General features: G+C 39.9%; 15 protein-coding genes and 1 riboswitch. Of the genes, 4 read left to right on the top strand and 11 right to left on the bottom strand.

Translation table 11 applies throughout. The features are described from left to right. Positions 1-165: 165 nt before the first annotated feature. The 7 genes from PQ456_RS07010 to PQ456_RS06980 all read right to left on the bottom strand — a co-directional run bounded on the left by PQ456_RS07010 (position 166) and on the right by PQ456_RS06980 (position 10,029). Positions 166-1,929 (bottom strand): glycoside hydrolase family 2 protein, encoded by a 1,764-nt coding sequence (locus tag PQ456_RS07010; RefSeq protein WP_273615483.1) that lies wholly within the window; start codon positions 1,927-1,929, stop codon positions 166-168. Between the two features lie 87 nt (positions 1,930-2,016). Next, positions 2,017-2,829: a carbohydrate ABC transporter permease gene (locus tag PQ456_RS07005; RefSeq protein WP_273615482.1), complete on the bottom strand. Its 813-nt coding sequence runs from the start codon at positions 2,827-2,829 to the stop codon at positions 2,017-2,019. Positions 2,830-2,846: 17 nt separating this feature from the next. Further along, on the bottom strand, positions 2,847-3,731 hold the full coding sequence (locus PQ456_RS07000; RefSeq protein WP_273615481.1) for a carbohydrate ABC transporter permease: 885 nt from the start codon (positions 3,729-3,731) through the stop codon (positions 2,847-2,849). Between the two features lie 103 nt (positions 3,732-3,834). Beyond that, entirely contained in the window at positions 3,835-5,127 is a 1,293-nt protein-coding gene (locus PQ456_RS06995) for an ABC transporter substrate-binding protein (protein WP_273615480.1), read from the bottom strand. 185 nt (positions 5,128-5,312) lie between these two features. Beyond that, positions 5,313-6,917, bottom strand: coding sequence for a response regulator (locus PQ456_RS06990; RefSeq protein WP_273615479.1), 1,605 nt, complete (start codon positions 6,915-6,917; stop codon positions 5,313-5,315). A 28-nt stretch (positions 6,918-6,945) separates the two neighbouring features. Further along, complete coding sequence (locus PQ456_RS06985; protein WP_273615478.1) at positions 6,946-8,736, bottom strand: cache domain-containing sensor histidine kinase; 1,791 nt, start codon at positions 8,734-8,736, stop codon at positions 6,946-6,948. 3 nt (positions 8,737-8,739) lie between these two features. After that, on the bottom strand, positions 8,740-10,029 hold the full coding sequence (locus PQ456_RS06980) for an extracellular solute-binding protein (RefSeq protein WP_273615477.1): 1,290 nt from the start codon (positions 10,027-10,029) through the stop codon (positions 8,740-8,742). Between the two features lie 372 nt (positions 10,030-10,401). Here PQ456_RS06980 and PQ456_RS06975 point away from each other — a divergent pair, with 372 nt between their 5' ends. Next, the gene (locus PQ456_RS06975; RefSeq protein ID WP_273616267.1) at positions 10,402-11,748 is read left to right on the top strand and encodes a family 43 glycosylhydrolase; all 1,347 of its coding nucleotides are present in this window, start codon (positions 10,402-10,404) and stop codon (positions 11,746-11,748) included. Positions 11,749-11,937: 189 nt separating this feature from the next. Here PQ456_RS06975 and PQ456_RS06970 read toward each other — a convergent pair whose 3' ends face one another. Then, positions 11,938-12,915 (bottom strand): DMT family transporter, encoded by a 978-nt coding sequence (locus PQ456_RS06970; protein ID WP_204824889.1) that lies wholly within the window; start codon positions 12,913-12,915, stop codon positions 11,938-11,940. A gap of 136 nt (positions 12,916-13,051) precedes the next feature. After that, a riboswitch (FMN riboswitch) is annotated at positions 13,052-13,212 on the bottom strand. Between the two features lie 381 nt (positions 13,213-13,593). Between PQ456_RS06970 and PQ456_RS06965 the strand changes: the two genes are divergently transcribed. Next, on the top strand, positions 13,594-13,890 hold the full coding sequence (locus PQ456_RS06965) for a hypothetical protein (protein ID WP_273615476.1): 297 nt from the start codon (positions 13,594-13,596) through the stop codon (positions 13,888-13,890). 64 nt (positions 13,891-13,954) lie between these two features. Here PQ456_RS06965 and PQ456_RS06960 read toward each other — a convergent pair whose 3' ends face one another. The 3 genes from PQ456_RS06960 to PQ456_RS06950 all read right to left on the bottom strand — a co-directional run bounded on the left by PQ456_RS06960 (position 13,955) and on the right by PQ456_RS06950 (position 16,526). Further along, the gene (locus tag PQ456_RS06960) at positions 13,955-14,827 is read right to left on the bottom strand and encodes a hypothetical protein (protein WP_273615475.1); all 873 of its coding nucleotides are present in this window, start codon (positions 14,825-14,827) and stop codon (positions 13,955-13,957) included. Between the two features lie 122 nt (positions 14,828-14,949). Beyond that, positions 14,950-15,525, bottom strand: a complete 576-nt coding sequence (locus tag PQ456_RS06955) for a hypothetical protein (protein WP_273615474.1) — start codon at positions 15,523-15,525, stop codon at positions 14,950-14,952. Positions 15,526-15,650: 125 nt separating this feature from the next. Next, the gene (locus PQ456_RS06950) at positions 15,651-16,526 is read right to left on the bottom strand and encodes a LysR family transcriptional regulator (RefSeq protein ID WP_273615473.1); all 876 of its coding nucleotides are present in this window, start codon (positions 16,524-16,526) and stop codon (positions 15,651-15,653) included. 217 nt (positions 16,527-16,743) lie between these two features. Between PQ456_RS06950 and PQ456_RS06945 the strand changes: the two genes are divergently transcribed. Together PQ456_RS06945 and PQ456_RS06940 are read left to right on the top strand one after the other, a co-directional pair. Further along, positions 16,744-17,727, top strand: a complete 984-nt coding sequence (locus tag PQ456_RS06945; RefSeq protein WP_273615472.1) for an ABC transporter ATP-binding protein — start codon at positions 16,744-16,746, stop codon at positions 17,725-17,727. 77 nt (positions 17,728-17,804) lie between these two features. Then, complete coding sequence (locus PQ456_RS06940; protein ID WP_273615471.1) at positions 17,805-18,839, top strand: ABC transporter substrate-binding protein; 1,035 nt, start codon at positions 17,805-17,807, stop codon at positions 18,837-18,839. Positions 18,840-18,842: the final 3 nt, after the last annotated feature.

Genomic DNA, 18,842 nt, shown 5'->3' with positions numbered 1-18,842 from the left:
GCGGATTATGACAATATTTCGTGTAAATTACTGAAGTGATAATGAAGATCGTATACGATGATTTATTTGTGTATACGCAAAAAGTGTTGCTCTATACCTTAGACTAATATAGTCAGGTATGGAGCAACACTCCGGTTTACTTATAATAAAGGATCATGTATATATTTAGGATAAGTTCATAACGATACGGCGAATATCTTCGAGCGGCACTTTGGGCTTACGGTCATATGTAACTAGACCATTGATCTCCTGCTCTACATCGGTGAGCTGGGTATAACAGAATCCTTGCACGATCGGAGAGCGATGCAGTGGACGAATAACAGCGGCTAAGCGTTGTAGATAATCTTCATCATTGTCTGCGCCTGAATAGCCCCAGCCTTCCCACTCACTTTTTTTATAAGCGATTCCGCCAAATTCTGTAATCAGAATTGGTTGCCCTTGATAAGTCGCTCCGCCGACAAAAATCTCACGATTACCGGGTAGACTATGTACAGCCTTTTCAATCGAAGCATAACGTTCATCTAACACTTCTTCTTGCCAGGCATAATCATGAATCGCTACCAGATCAGTCTCCATCATTTCCCAGCCATCATTATAAATAACAGGACGTGTGTCATCGAGTGACTTGGTTAAATGATACAGTGTTAGTCCATGCTGTTGTTGCCGCTGATCATTTTTCACATTCGGGATGCCCCAGCTTTCATTCATCGGTACCCAGACCACAATTGATGGATGATTATAATCACGCTCAAGCACTTCTTGCCATTCCTGTGTGAATCGACGTACGTATTCTTCCGAATAATTATAAGCATTTGCCGCTTCTCCCCAGACTAGCAGACCTTTGCGATCACACCAGTATAGAAAGCGTGGATCTTCCATTTTCTGATGCTTACGCACTCCATTAAAGCCCATTGCTTGTGTTAATTCAATATCTTGAATAAATGCTTCATCCGACGGTGCAGTTAAGATTCCATCAGGGAAATAACCTTGATCGAGTACTAGACGTAGAAAGTACGGACGATTATTTAAATGAAGCTTTCCATTTTCTATCGAAATTTTACGCATCCCAAAGTACGATTGTACAGAATCAATAACAACATCCTGCTCTACTAACTCTAGCTGAATATCGTATAGATGTGGTTTTTCCGGTGACCACCAGCGTCCCAATTCATGATCGTTAAAATCATGTAAACCAATCGAACGTGTATGTTCTGTATGAGTCACTACAAATTCATCCTGTGCAACAAACTCGCCTGCAAATGTAATCGTTAATCGTGTCCGTAATTCTTTTTGCATCGTTGCTGAAGAATAAAATAACCGCACTTTAATTTCATTGTGATCAATATCAGCCGTAAATTTAGCTTTGCGAATATGAGCAGGGTCAACTGCTTCGAGCCATACCGTCTGCCAGATACCGGTAGTACGTGTATAGAAAATACTAGCCGAGTCTTCTTTCCAGTATTGCTTGCCCCGCGGTAATGTCACATCTTGACTATAATCTTCTACACGCAATACGATTTCGTTATGATCTGCTTCTAATAGTTCGGTAATATCCGCTTGAAAAGGAGTATGCCCACCTTCATGAAATGCCGCCCATTTGCCATTGATCCAGACAGTCGCTGTATAATCCACCGCTCCAAAATGTAAAATCATTCGTTTGCTTTTCCAATCCGATGGCACTTCTATAGATTTGCGATACCAGACCAGATCATGAAATCCTGTATCCCCGATACCACTCAGTTCACTTTGAAAAGTAAACGGAACTTGAATACTTTGATCAAATACATCTTGTCGATCCAGATGCCATTTCTGCTGATCACCGACACGCTCATCGTCAAATGCAAATTCCCATGTTCCATTTAGATTGATCCAGTCTGCTCGTTCAAATTGTGGTCTTGGATATTCAGAGCGAGTTGTTGTTGCAGTCATAATTGTAATTCCTCCTTTGAATGGTAAACGCTTGTATAATGATGCTTCAACTATATTCTTATTCATTAACTACTCAAATTACTGACTTTATAACTCTTTACCACCTGTAAACGCAATTCCTTTAATAATCTGTTTCTGGAAAATTAAAAATACAATCAATACCGGAATCGCTGCCAGCGCATTAGCAGTCATTGGAAGTGCATACTGCTGTACATAAGAACTCTGAAACATCGGCAATCCTAAAGTAATCGTCATATAAGCTTTGTCCGAAATCGAGATCAGTGGCCATACATAATCATTCCATGCCCCAATAAAGCTAAAAATACCTAAAGCTGCTAAGGCAGGACGAGACAATGGTAAAAAGATGCTATACCAGACTTTAAAAAATCCGGCTCCATCAATTCGAGCTGCTTCTTCAAGGTCTTTCGGTAATCCATCAAAAAATTGCTTGAGGATAAAAATACCCATCGGCCCCGCAACCGCAGGCAAAATAAGAGAAGTTCGTGTGCCAAGCAGACCTAGATCTCTCATAAAAAGATACAGCGGAATCAATGTCGCTTCTGCTGGAATCATCAGTCCGGATAAAAACAAAAGAAACATAAATTTACTACCCGGAAACGTAATCCGAGAAAATGCATAAGCCGCCATCGAAGATAAGATCAGTACAAGCGCTGTGGTAATCACCGACACCATTAAGCTGTTCCCCATCCAACCGAAGATGGGAGCCTGACTCAATACTTTCTCATAATTTGCAAATGAAAGATGAAATCCATTACCAAATACATTTTCTCCTTCTGGCGTAAATGATAAAGCTAGCATCCAGACGACAGGAATCAGAAAAAATATCGCCAGTACTACAGCTACAATACGAATAAAATAATAATAGATGCGATCCATCATAGATGACTCTCTCCTTTCTAAGATTCCAGTCTCCGCAAAATAAAGGTCTGCACTAAAGAGATCACCAGAATAACGATCATAAGCACAAAAGCAATCGCTGACGCATATCCCATCTGGAACGTCTGAAATCCATTTTCATAAATCGAGAATACGACGGTTTTGGTTGCTCCTGCCGGTCCTCCGCCTGTAATCAATTTGGATTGACCAAAGATTTTGAACGAAGCGATAGTCTGAAGCACAATCACCAGTATCGTAATGCGTGATAATGAAGGCAAAGTGATATACCAGAACGTCTGCCAGCGATTCGCGCCTTCGATCTGCCCTGCTTCATAAAAAGAGGCTGGAATATCTTGAAGCCCTGCTAGAAATAAAATAAATACAAATCCTACTGTCCACCAGATGGTAGACATAATAATAGCCGCCCAAGCCAGAGTGGGTTGTGACAACCAGAAAATCTCTTCATGAATCAGTCCTAATGCACGCAAAATCTGATTAAACAATCCTGTATACGGTTGTAAAAAAATCACCCAAATACTAGAGATCACAGAAACAGATAATACATATGGCATAAAAACAGAAATGCGGAAAAAAGACTGTCCACGACGTATCCCATGAACCAGAATAGCTAACAGTAGACCAATTCCACTGACTAATGGCACACTGATGATTGTAAATATTACGGTATGCATCAAATTACTACGGAACTCTTCATCTGCGATTAAATTAGTATAGTTTTGAAATCCTACAAACACTTTATCTCCTAACAAAGACCAATCATAAAAGCTAATACGTAACCCGTACAAAATCGGAAATAAAGAAAAAAGCGCAAAGAAAATCGTATACGGCAAAATCATTAATATGCCTGTTATCCATCCTTGATGCGCTAAAGATTTAGTGCCCATAATCGTCTACTCCTTTCCAAAGTAAGATCAAACAAAAGAAGCGGTATGATCTTGATATCGCTCCGCTTCTTTTGTTATGACTTATTGTTCCCTCTTGCTATCTTTATTTGCCGGTAATTTTGTTTGTCGAAGCATCTGCTTTTTCAAGAGTAGTCGCTGGATCTTGCTGACCTGCTAACATTTTTTCAAATTCTTTCACAACATTATCGTTGACCTGTCCTTGTTTTTCGTTACGAGGCCAGTATTTTACAAAGTCAGCCGATTGAGCATAATCGCTACGATATGGCATATCTTTGAATTCTTTAGAATCGAGTACTTTGGTTACACTTGGAATATGCCCTGCTTTTGCCCACATATCTCCATGCTCTGCTAACCAATTCGCAAACGTTAATGCTGCTTGTTGTTTGGCTGGATCTTCCTGACTGTGTTTGGGCAACGCTAATGTATGCGAATCGCCCCATGTAGCAGGTTGATCATAGATTTGTGGCATCGGTACAACCGCAAAGTCTAATCCTTTAATATTTTCAAATGAACCGGTGCTCCATACTCCTGTAATTAATACAGCCGCTCGTTGATCTTGGAATAACTTCACCGCATCATTCACATTCGGCGGAATTAATTTGGATGTATATAAGCTGTTCACGTATTCTAATGCTTGCTGCGCTTGTGGATTGTTAAGCGCTGCTTGGCCATTGTCATCATAGAACTTACCGCCACCGGTTAACTGGTTATAGAATCCCCAGAACATCCAGTAAGCATCAATCCGTACGCTAGGTTGTGCTAGTGGAGCTACATCTGCTGGAACAGCATCTTTAATTTTGGTTAGAAATGCAGTGAATCCTTCTGGTGATGGGTCATATACGGGCTTGCCATCTTTCAACACACCTGCTTTTTCCAGATATGTTTTGTTGTAATACATTACGATGGCATGAGTATCTAATGGAATCGAGTAATGCTTACCATCATAGATTGTAGATTCTAGAATTGTAGGATTAAATTCATCCCAGTTGACTTTGGAACCTGCGGCAAGATCATCCAGTGGAGTCACATAACCAGCAGGTACAAATTGAGGCATCCGCGAGGAGTGTAATACCGCTAGATCAGGTGCTTGATCGGAAGCTAAAGACGTTTGTAATTTGGTATAATAATCTTCTGAGCGGTTACTCAGTTGTTCGACTTGAATATCTGGATTTTCCTGATTGAACTTATCGACCATAGCCGTCATAAATTCTCCATCGCCACCACTGAATGGTGTCCAGAATGAGATTTGTGTTTTACCGCCTGTTTTACCACTTTCCGAACTGCTGGCAGGTGCGCTCCCTCCAGCACAAGCAGATAAGATCAACATCGCCATCAGCAATATACATCCGGCTTGAATACCTTTTGTTTTTCTCATTAATACAACCCCCTTATCGAATAAATAAGTATGTGCGTTTTTTAGATAACGCTTACATTTAGAATCTTAATTCATTCTTTAAGGGGGAACCATGACGCTTTTTTCGATGCTATAGACATATATTTAGGTCTGTCTAGTGAGGCAGTTCTTTATTGCAGATCATAACTAGAGAATCTATCTGTAAATTACACAGGATGTTGGTAATGACGACGACTATCCCGATACTGCTTGGGTGTAGTGCCCGTTTCTGTTTTGAATACTCGATTAAAATGGCGAATATTCACAAATCCTGTATCATAAGCAATCGTAGCAATTTTCTCATCGGTATGAATCAATCGCTTGATCGCTTCTCGAATTCGTATTTCTGTCAGTACTTCGACAAATGAATGCCCTAATCGATGTTTGAACAGACTACTGAGATAAGAAGCATTCAAGTAGACTTTTTCTGCCATTAGACTTAGAGTGATCGGCTCTGCATAATGTTCTTCAAGATAACGCACCACCTGATCAACCGCATGGATCACATGCCCTTCTTTGCGCTGAATGAGATCGTATAACGAATACAATAATTCTCCGCAATATTGTGCGAGTTGCTGACGCTCATTAATCAACAACACATGTTGTAAGATCATACCCATGTCTTGTTTATTCAGCCATTCGCTAAGTACTTTGTAATCCAGTGCAATCTCATAACACTCTAATAATATTTTGCATATTTGTTGCTGGATCACTTCTGGATGATTCATTTGCCTGCATAATCGTTCGATAAAAGCTTGCACTTGTCTTGTTAATTCTTGCCCATTTTCCTGTGCTAATAACTGTTCCAAAAAGTGTCTGTCTGCTGCCTGCAATCGAGATAACGGCATCGTATTCGTCGCTGAAGATTCATAAACCAGCACTTGATCTCCTCCCGAAATTAAACGACATAACAGAGCAGTCTCTGCTTCACGATAAGATTTCGGTACCGATTCTAGATCGTCTACTCCACCACCGATCCCAATCGTAACGGTCATTTGAGAGATGCGCTTAATAGTGCGAATTAATTGTCCTGACAATGATCTGATTTGCTGTGCTGTGGCTTCACTTCGATCACTATTAATCAGAGCAATCACTTTATGATGATCTATAAATGTATATCCTTGTAAAGGTTCTATGATCATCTCACGCACAAATTGCTGAATATACAAAAAGAATAATTCAGGATCATTCTGACGATAACGCTGTTCTGTAACCGAATCTCGATCCAATTGCACAATCAGACAATATATTCCGTTATGAGGAAAAGAAATACTGGCTTGATCGAATAATTCACCTTCATCATATGCTATATTGCCATGAATCAGACTACTCAATAACTGCTGTCTAATGACTTGTTGACTAGGTGTATGCTCTACTACAGATTGAGATTCACTTTCTTTGCTCAATTCTGCTTCTACTTTGCATAATGCGGTATACAGTTCTTCTTTATTCACCGGCTTGAGCAAATAATCTCTAGCGCCGCTACGAATCGAACTGCGAGCATACTCAAAATCATTATGTCCACTTAGCACAATACAGCGAATAGTAGGATACTGTTCTGCCAGTGTTGCTTGCAGTTGAATACCATCCATACGAGGCATCCGTATATCGGTGATTACCAAATGAGGACGTTGAGACTGAATCATTTCCAGCGCTTCCAATCCATCTCTGGCTTCACCGATAACTGTCCATTCTAGATTAGATTCATGAATTAAATGAGTTATTCCTTTGCGAAAAATCATCTCATCATCAACAATTAAAACGTTATACATAAGAAGAGTCTCCTTTCTTCAAGTCATCTTAATAGATCATGTCAGATGCAGGCATCACAACAGTAACGCGCAGTCCTCCTTCGTCCCGATTATGCAACGTAATGCCATAATCATTGCCATACTTGAGAGCAATTCTGCGATGAACATTGACCAACCCATGACCTCCCGGGCCTTCTGGCAAAATACCGGCTTCCATATGAAGATGTTGTTCTTCGATCCATTCTTGCTCCATCCCCGGGCCGTTATCAATCACGTCTATCTGAATCTGCTCCTGCTCTACATGAACGTTTATCTGAATATAAATATCACCACGACCTCGTTCTAAGCCATGAATAATTGCATTTTCTACTAATGGTTGTAGTGTCAGACGAATAATAGGGCTGGATAACAGCGATGGGTCTGCATGAATCGTATACGTTAAGCGCTCATCATACCGAATACGCTGAATCGAAAGGTATCCTCGGACATGATCCAGTTCTTGCTCGATCGTTACTTCACTATGATCACTGCCAATACTATACCGGAGTAATGCACTAAGATGATTGGTCATTTGAACCACTTCATGATTGCCTTCAAGCTCCGCATACATACTGATTGAACCGAGTGTATTGTACAAAAAATGAGGATTGATCTGGCTTTGAAGTGAAGCAATCTGCGCATTTTTTTCCCGAATCTCTGTTTCATATAATCGATAAGTTAATGTTCCTAGACGGGATACCATAATATTAAAAGTACGACTCAAATGACCGATCTCATCTGTTTGATGAACAGGTAATGTAATATCAAACTCTCCACGTTCTACAAGCTTCATAGAATCGCGTAGTACACTAAGCGGTCTTGTAATTCGCATCGCATGAAAGATAGACACAATGACCGAGATAATCAGACAGATTCCGCCTAACCAGATCATTTGCCGATTAACCTGCTCGGCATCTTGTACCAATACTGCTACAGGAACTGCTTGCAGTACGGTCCAATGAGTTACAGGTGAGGTCTGATACGTGAGCAGTACCGATTGCTTGCCATTATGAATCGTTAACGTACCTTCTCCTCCATACTGCTGTAGCGTAGGATCGTCGACAGGAAAAGAAGGGCTTTTATAAATCAATTGCTTATGCTGATCGATCATTGCAAATAACGATGTAGGCGAACCTGCCAGATGTGTAATCCGATCAGTCAATGCTTCAGCAGGCACATCAATCACCAGCACGCCTAATTCTTTGCCATTATCCAGACTACGAATTTTACGAGCAATCGAAAACACTTGATACACCGTTCCGTTATCCGATAATACTGCATGAGGAGCGATAAAATACCCTTTGCCTGACAATTCAGTATCTAACGCTAATAATCGTTCTCGATCCCCTGACTCTGCAAATCTGCCCGGACTATCCGGTAATTCTACATATGAAGAATGCGTATGATTGGTAAATAAAGCGACGCCTGCAATATCAACACGTCCATTCACCCGAATACGCCGCACAAAGCTTTCCAATAATAAGCGATCTTCATATCGATCAATCACTTGATCTTGTGTATCCTGTTCTAGATAATCCATAATTTCTGGCGATTGATACGGCAACACAGATAATAAGACTAACTCATTCATATACGCATCCAAATTCGATGTGAACTCTCGCACTACATCTGCTTGATATTGACCTGCATTGGTTTGAATCGAATCCGAGTACCCTATACTAGAAATCCATGAAGAAATGATCAATGGAATCGAAATTAATGTAATATTCATAATAATCAGCCGGGTAACTAATCGCATATTTTTCCAGCGATGAATCCAATTTTTGATAGATATCTGCATGACTTACTCCTTCAAAATCTGGTTAATCAAAGGCTCTAAATGATCAAGCATCTGATCTACACTTTGCTTACCGTACCAGATTTTCTCCAATTCATTAATCAGTGCATCGCTGATCATAATTTGCTTCGGATTGCTGGGGAAATATTCAACATGATTGGCTTCATCTACATACTCTTTTCGCAAAGGTAGTGAAAGGTAAGCTTGTGATAATGCTTCTGATTGTACCGCAGGCACATGCCCTGCTTCTCCCCATACTGCTCCATGTTTGGCTAACCAGTGTGCAAATTTGACAGCCGCCAGTACTTTTTCTGGATCTTGTTCATGATGGGTTGGAAAAGCAAGCGTATGTGCATCTCCCCATGATCCTGCATGGTCATAAATTTGCGGAAATGGCATTACACCAAAATCCAAATCAGGTACTTTTTCAAAAGAGCCGATAGACCATACACCTAGAAAAAGCATTGCTGCTTTCCCTTGAGCAAATTCATTCGAAGCATCATTAATATTAGGCGGAATTAACTGTTGCTCATACAGGGAAGTGACTAATTCTAAAGAGCGCTTAGCGGCTGGCATATCAACAGCCGCACGTTGTCCGTCAGCTGTATACAATTGTCCTCCCCCTTCGATCTGCGCATACAATGACCACCATAACCATAACGAATCGATCCGTACGTTCGGTACAGCAAGTGGTGCTACATCCTGTGGAATATGTTTTTGTAAGGTCTGCAAAAAGTCTACAAACCCTTTTTCTCCTGGCTGTATCTGCACCTGTCCATCACGATACAATCCTGCTTTGGCTAACCACTTTTTGTTATAATACAATACGCTAAAATGCGTATCTAAAGGAATCGCATAATGATTGGTCTGCATCATCGTTCTTGCCAGAATAGACGGATTGAAGTCTTGCCAGTTCACACCTGCTTGAGAAGCAACAGTATTTACATTTTGGATAAAATCGGCGGGTATATATTGAGCGAACATCGACGCATGTATGATCGCTACATCCGGCGCTTCTTCAGTAACGATAGCTGTCGATAATTTGGTATAGTAATCATCTGATTTATTATTTTTCATCGTGACGACAATATGATCGGTATTTTCTTGGTTGTACCGTTGTACCAGTTCATTCATAAAAGAAATATCTCCACCGCTAAAAGGCGTCCAAAATGATATCTGAATAGGATCTGTAGTCGATAGATTAGCTACTGACTGTGGATGAGAACGATCACCTATAAACGATGATATCCCGCTTCGATATAGACTGTAACCGAGTATGCCAATGATGATGATCACCACCACAAGCAACCTATATAATTTTAACCTTGTCATAGGCAACCAATATTGCTTGATCCATCTCACCATATAACCTAACCTCACTTTGTAGATGTACTCGATATAAAGCAAAATAACGCATATGAATTACGCCTAATGTACCTGTTTGATCTCAAAGTGTAAACGGTTAAACTCTTCATTCAGACCTTCCCGTTCATATCTCCAATAGAATGTCTATCCATCCAAAATATCGTCCTGTTCCCCGACATTATTCTGCGTTACAGTTCGTATTGTAAGCGTTATCTATTTACTATACTGAAAGGGGCTGAATCAATGAAACGTCATCGCTTGATCATTAAAGGAGGAGTTTTATTTTTGCTATTCACTTTACTTATGAGCACCAGTATTAGTATCGCTTCTGCGGCATCTGTCCAAAAACAGTTTTATAATGTCATTATGCAGGATGGTGCAGATCCATGGATGTATAAACATACTGATGGCTTCTATTATTTCACAAAAACGACAGGTAACAATGTCACGATCTGGAAATCTTCCACATTAACCGGTATTGATGCGGCTGAAAAGCGCGAAATTACTACAGGTGGGCAAAATGTATGGGCTCCTGAAATTCATTTTCTAAATGGAGCATGGTACATTTACTATGCCAAAGACGACGGTGATAATGCGAATCATCGCATGTATGTGATGCAGAATACTAGCAGTAACCCGATGCAAGGCACTTGGGTAGATAAAGGTCAGATTACAGATACTACCAATCGTTGGGCAATCGATGGGACTCCATTATCGGTGAACGGGCAATTGTATTTTATCTGGTCAGGCTGGGAAGGTTCAGAAAATGTAAGACAAAATCTATATATCGCTCATATGAGTAACCCATGGACGATCGATTCAGCACGTGTTGAGATTGCTCGTCCTACGTATGCATGGGAGACCAATCACCAACCGAATGTCAACGAAGGCCCTCAAGTGGTGATCAAAAATAACAAAATCAATCTAATCTATTCAGCTAGTGGAAGCTGGACGAATGATTATGCGCTAGGTCTAATTACAGCACAGACCAATAGCAATTTATTAAGCCCTTCAGCTTGGAGCAAACGCACTCAACCTGTATTTGCTTCTGCTAATGGGGTGTATGGACCCGGTCATGCTTCATTTACTACCTCTCCTGATGGCAAAGAAGATTGGATCGTTTATCATTCTGCCAAATTTAATAATGCAGGTTGGAACCGGGAAATTCGTACACAGAAATTTAGCTGGAATACAGACAATACCCCTCAATTCGGTCAACCTCTTAATCCTAATGTACAGATCGCTATTCCATCCGGTGAACCGGATCGCACCCGTTATGAAGGTGAACAAGGAACATTCGGTGGAGCGGCTTATGCTTCTTCAAGCCCTAATGGTTCAGGACTATCCAAAGCAGGTCATATCGATACAGACGGTAGTTATGTTCAATATACGGTAAATATCCCGACTACAGGAACGTATATGCTAGCTGCACGTACAGGTAATGGCACAGATGGACTGGATTGGTCTACTCTTCGACTATCGGTCGATAGCGGCAATCCAACAGACTTCTTTATTACCAATAAAGGTTGGGAAAATTGGGGATTATCGACACAACGTCTATCATTGACAGCAGGTAATCATACGATTCGTTTTAGCAAAGGAAATGGTTACGGAGAATTAGACTTTTTCGATCTTGTACCTATCAAATAAAAACAATATACTTTCCGATTTAGATTAAAAGCTACTTCATATTCGATATATCATCACAGCGATGTCTTGTCCAAACTAAAAAATCCTGTCTACTCCAGCGATATTCCGCTAGGTAGACAGGATTTTTTTATATAAAAGTTAGTATTTATAGATTATAGAACCTATCATTTCTTGATAACAAAGAAATTGTTATGCAGAAGGTACGGCTGTTTTGGCATCAGATGGTTGCTGACGTCTGGAAATAAAGAACAATGCTACCCAGATCAACAAAAATCCGACCAATTGAGCCCATGTTAATAATTGTCCAAATACGATCCAGTTAATAACTACACCGACTAATGGGAAGCTTAGTTCTGCTAATGTAGCTACAGAAGCTTTGGTTGTAGACAACCCTTTGTAGTACATTAATAGACTTAGCAAGCCTGGCAACAATGCTTGACCTAGCAAATTCAGAGATACGGCTGCAATTCCACCAGAATCAGCAGATAAGCTCCAAGCTGCACCTTCATGCCATGTTAATACAAGCAACAAAGGTAAAGCCATAATAAAGCGTAATGATGTTACGGTCTCATATTTCATCTGACCTACCATTAAGCGTCCCATCACTGTAGATCCACCCCATAATGCTGCTGCACCTAGAGCAAATAGACTACCAACTTGTACAAATTCACTCATATGTCCGATAGGAATAGCGAATCCAAATGTTAAAATATACGTTCCTACTAATGCTAAAGCAAATAACCAACCAAATCCACGCGGTAATACTTCTTTTAAAATAATTCGAGCTAATACAATCGCAAAGATCGGTTGTAATTTCTGTAATAACAAGACAGCATTGAGATTACCATGAGCCAGTCCCATCGTGAATAGAATCGTAGCAATCGCCGATCCACCCCAGGATAAGAACAACAATGCTCCGATATGACGCATTTTCAATCCTTTTAATTCAGCACGGTTGACCCATAATACAGGAGCCGCCGCTAGAAAAACAATCAAATGCTCCAACAATACCAATTGAGTTGAAGTCATTGTTTTGAGTAAAATAATTCGAAACAGTGGATCAACGCCCCATAACGCTGCTCCTACAAAAACAAGCCAAAATCCACTTTTAATATGACGCTGTCTAGCTGATGATGCTGTTTTGATGTTATAACTTGCATTTTCCATGATTCAAACTCCCTACGTGATTAGAATTTGAATATGAGATCTCATACGGAAAGCCCCCGTTATCAACGTACAATAAACGGGGGCTTGATCAAATAAACGTGCAACTGTATTTTACAATACACTGGCAAGCTTATTGGTTGATCTTCTCCCATCCGGACTGTACCGTCGGCTCTGGATTCTCACCAGATCAGTCATTTTTCAAAAAAAAGAAAAATGAGTCGCGGGCTACCCTTTCTTTCAATTACAAAAGAAACGTTCACCGCCGGTCGGGAATTGCACCCTACCCCGAAGATCTCTATTCGATTTTGGTTTATTAGTATAAAGAAGCTACTCTCATGTTTAACCATGAAAATAAGATTTGAAAACTTTCTTGTATCAAACATTCAATATATCTCATTATAAAGATACTTTTAGTAACTTGCAATAGTTTCGTACAAATAAATAGTTTGCAATATATTTAAATCCTTAATTCCGATCAATTAACTATACTATAAATAGAATGAATGTCTAGTATCTATCAAATGTTTCTATAGATACATTGATTTTGTAAATGAGATTAGTCTATAACCCTATTTATTTATATTACTCTATTGTCACATATCTGTAACAGTTGTATAATCATAGAGGATTTACATCTTTACACAATAAGTAGTACATAACTGAGAGGGGTAGAAAAATTTGGATTACAATTCGCAAAACAATGGTTACCCGCCTGCGCAACCGGATGCACCCGCTTCAATCATTAGTGTTAAAGAATGGATGCTTACACTTTTGTTGCTTTTCATTCCTATCGTCAATTTAGTCATGTTATTTGTATGGGCTTTCGGTGGAGGTACTCACCCTACTAAAGCTAACTATGCAAAAGCAGGTCTTTTATGGGCAGCAATCATTATCGTTATCTACATTATTATCTTTATTGTTTTTGGTGCAGCATTCTTCGCAAGTGTTAACAATATGGAACGTAGCGGATATTAATAGCAAAACAAAAAGAAGCACCTCGCAGGGTGCTTCTTTTTTGTCTACTTTTAAGTAGATGCTTTTAATAACGATCTAAAACTAACTGTGTTTTCAACGAATCTTGAGGCACTAACCAACCTTCTTGATTCAAATAGTTCATTAATTGCTGACGATCAGTTGCAGCGGTGTTATAATCATCGGTTTTGAACGAAATCTCAATCACAGGCTCAGTACCTGTACCGGAAGCATTACGAATCGGCCAAATTTCTACGTCTACATCGATTCCATTCCAGCTACCTTCATATTTACTCGCCATCACCGGGCCATACGAGCGCGATGCTTTTAACTGCTTTTCACCCCAGCTTGATCCATCTTTCCACTTTTTCAATTTACCCGGCAGATTATCGACAAGCAAAGATAATGCTTTACTATCCGTAGGCAATGTTGCTCCTGATGTTGTTGCTTTTGATTTTTTATCGTTAGACAGGCTTAATGTCTGCTTGCTATATCCCCAATCGACTTCTGCTTCATAGTTCGTATCGGAAGCATCAAATCCTTGTTGATTAGCCAGTGTTAACGCTGCATTGATATCTCCATTTGCAATACTGTAACGCTTTTTATACGTCATTTCAAAATTATCTTTATCTTCTTTTTTGCGGAAACGTACATTCCAGCCTTCGCTGTCCAATTGCTTATCACTTGTATCGAAATACTCTACAGCAATTTTTTGCGCTTTGGCAGGTAGATCAAACGCATTTTGTACCTCAGATTGAATCGTCAGGTCGCTGTTCAAAATATCATCGTCCAGCATAAATTTAACCTCATACGTTGGTGTGAGATTGGCGGCTTTGGCATCAACAACAGATGTAGATTGTGGAATATACAACCCTGCGAACAACACACTGCTTAACAATACCAATGGAGCTTTTTTACCTAATTTCAATCCTAAATTCATTTGCAAATTCTCCCCTGTCTATGGAATATCATTTGACTACTATTCCAATGTAACAGTGAAAAATGATAGTGGAATCAACATATCTAATTGATTTCGTAAAACATATCTATAGTTTCTATATGCTATTCATCACTTTTTCGATGCTTTTTGGATTTTTGATACAAAAAATAAACGATGCTGAGAGTTAATAACACAATACTACTTATAGCAATTATCCAATGATATGAAGGCAGAGATTGATCTCTTACAGATTGCTGAACAGGCAATGCTAATTCTTTATCCTGTAAAAACTTGTACTCTACTGAAGTAAGCTCACTCACTTTTTTAGAAGTTCCACAAAGTGGATTTTCCCATTCACCATCTTTTTGATTTAGAAAAAAGATATATTGATTTCCAACTTTGCTTGGACCATTCAAAGCTCCCCATGTACTATTTTCTTGTATTATTAATTGCCGTTGCTGAATATTTTTATAACTTTTTAGAATAGTTAATACCACTTGGTGATTTTCACTATTTTGTCTATTTAACTGCTGGATTTCTTTTACTTGAGCAATCACTACCCCATCATATTTAGCATAAGCATCTTCTACAGTTAAAATATAAGCACAAGAAAGAGCAGATACAGAGGAAGTACCTCCCCATCCTATTAACGTTATACTGAACATCAATATGATACTCCATCTTAGTATAGTATTCATCTACACCATGCTCCCTTTTCAGATCGTTTATGTTGGATATTCATTATTGCCAGAATAGAGCTATATCTAACAAACGTTCGGAAAGCCATGATGTTGCATTATAATTTATTTTCTATTGCATCGATCTAACCAAACGATTTTACAAACTGATGAATCAGCCCTGAATAATGACGTTGACTGTTGTATACATAATAAATGTAACGATGAAAAGGTGTATTCGGTAATGGTCGCATATGAAGTAGACCTTGTCGCACTTCTTCTTCCACTGCCATTTTGGACAAAAACGAAACATATTCGCCTAACATCACCGACTTCTTAATCGCTTCCGGTGAATCCAGTTCCATATACTGCTCTGACCATACCCCTACACTACTCATCCAACGATCACTTAATTGGCGGGTACTTGATTCACTTCCATGCAAAACAAATCGACTTTGCCGTAGCGTATCTATATGCAACTCTTCATAGTCTGCTAACGGATGATTCGGTGCAAAAATAGCAACCATTTCATCTTCATCTACTAATCCTTTTACCAATGAAGGATGTTCAAAAGGTTCTGTCAGCATAATGCCCAGATCGATTTCATGATTGATCAACATTTCACGAATTACAGGTGAGGGCTTAACAGCAATCGAAATGCTTACACCTGGATAAGCGCGACTGAACTCATTAATAATAGAAGGTAATAAATAAGTAGCCGGTACATAACTCGCTCCGATACGCAGATTGCCACGTTCCAAAGCGCCAAATTCTTGTACCACTCTTCTAGATTCTGCCGCGAGAGCATTAATTTTGATCGCATAATGAAGTAATGCCTTGCCTGGTTCTTTGAGCATCACTTTGCCTCCTCTAGATTCGAACAAAGCAACGCCCATTTCTTTCTCCAAGCTTTTCATATGAAATGTAACTGTAGGTTGCTTGAGTCCTAACTCATCTGCAACTGCTGTGATTTTGTGATGACGATCCAATAATTCCACGATTTGTAATTTGATTAAATTCATTGATGAACCCCCTGTAACTGCTTTTCTTTCACCGTACCATAGAAACATTCGATGATTGTCAAAAGGAACACACTAAAAACTTAATGTTGCGTTTACATTCCCCACATACCCCGTGCAAATTGAGCAGATATACTACGTATAGAAAGTAGTTCAGGGCAGCAATGATACATCTTTATGTATGCCAATGAACAAGCGTCAAAGATAGGTGGAATACACAATGACAGCATTAACGATTCAAGGCATCAGCAAATCTTTTGAAGGTGTACAAGCTTTGCAAGCGACTGATCTTGTGATCGCTTCTGGCAAATTCACCACATTACTGGGGCCTTCCGGTTGTGGCAAAACGACATTGTTACGCATGATCGCCGGACTAGAGACACCGGATCAAGGAGAATTACGAATAGCAAACGATATTTTGTATTCTTCCAAGCAACGTAAAAATGTACCTCCACATCGCCGGGGATTCGGGATGGTCTTTCAAGAGTTTGCACTATGGCCTCATTTAACAGTTTTTGAAAATGTAGCTTTCAGTCTACGAGCTTCCGGTCAGAAAAAAGATATTAAAGCACGTGTGCTCACAGCACTGGAACAAGTTCGTTTGCAAGGGATGGAACAACGCTATCCGCATCAACTTTCTGGTGGACAACAACAACGTGTCGCTTTTGCTAGAGCGATCGTGATGCAACCGCGATTAATTTTATTCGATGAACCGCTCAGTGCATTGGATGCGATTTTGCGTGATGAAATGCGAACCGAATTAATGAATCTGGTACAGCAATTAGGCGTCACTGCTCTCTATGTGACTCATGATCAGACAGAAGCGATGGCGATGTCAGATGAAATTATTGTGATGCAGTCAGGGTCTATTTTACAGCGTGGAACACCAGAGCAAATTTATCAACAGCCTTCTCATCCATTTGTCGCTCGCTTTATTGGTCATTCCAACTGGATCGATAACGGTCATCAGATGGTTCGTCCTGAGCATATCCGCTGGTACAGCAATCATTCTCCTGATGAACATATACATACCGGAATGATCAAGCAGGTCAGTTATATGGGCGATCGTTATGAGATTCTATTGGATATGGGTGAAGAACGTCTATGGACAGCTTATCAAGATGAACGCATGACTGTGGGTGAATCGGTCACTATTTATATTTCAGCACACCATGTTCATACACTGAATCCCGTCCCTGTCTAACCGATGATCTTGATCCCCTTTTATCAGCTAGACTTTTAATTCAAATATGGACTCAACCACTTTAGGAGGAATAAATAATGAAATGGAATCAATTGTGGCAAAAAGGAAGTTTACTTGCTCTAACAGCAATCTTAGGAACTACGCTTGCAGGTTGTAGCACTTCTACAGGCGCATCCGGTTCAGCACAATCACCTACCAAAGATGCGGGTACACTTGTTGTCTATAGTGCAGGCCCTGAAGGATTAGCCAAAAAAATTCAAGCAGGTTTTGAAGCCAAAACAGGTATCAAAGTAGAAATGTTTCAGGGCACTACAGGCAAGATTCTTTCTCGTATGGAAGCTGAAAAAGCAAATCCTGTAGTTGATGTGGTTGTACTTGCTTCTCTTCCATCGATGCAAGCTTTAGCCAAACAAGATATGACGCTTGCTTATCCAGAAGCAGTGAATCACGATAAATTGGTCAAAGACTGGTCAGATACAGATGGCAAATATTTTAGCTACAGTGCATCTGCATTAGGTATTGTATATAACACTAAACAAGTAACGACTCCACCGACATCATGGGCAGACCTAGCGAAGCCTGAATGGAAAGACAAAGTCAATATTCCTGATCCTTCATTATCTGGTTCTGCACTTGATTTTATTACCGGTTATTTAAGTGCTGAAGGTGATAAAGGCTGGTCATTATTTGAACAGTATAAGCAAAATGGGGTTGCGATCGCAGGAGCCAATCAAGAAGCGCTTGATCCTGTTATCACTGGTGCCAAATCAGCTGTAGCCGCTGGTGTCGATTATATGGCGTACAAAGCCAAAGCAGATGGTGAACCTGTTGATATCGTCTATCCAAAAGAAGGCACAGTCATTAGCCCTCGTCCAGCAGCCATTATCAAAACAAGCCAACATGCCGATCAAGCCAAACAATTTATCGATTATCTGCTGTCAGATGAAGCACAACAAATGGTAACCAGTGCTTATCTATTGCCAGGTAGAACCGATATTACGGCTGACAATCGTACAAACCTGAACGACATTCCAACATATCCTGTGAAATGGGACTGGATGGGCGAACACAGCGAAGAAACAACAACCAAATTTACGAACCTATACAAATAAGTG

The sequence above is a fragment of the Paenibacillus kyungheensis genome, from assembly GCF_028606985.1.
In the GTDB taxonomy this organism is placed as follows: Bacteria; Bacillota; Bacilli; order Paenibacillales; family Paenibacillaceae; genus Saccharibacillus; species Saccharibacillus kyungheensis.
The sequence above is the reverse complement of the archived record's forward strand: the minus strand, read 5'-3'. Positions and strand labels throughout refer to the sequence as shown.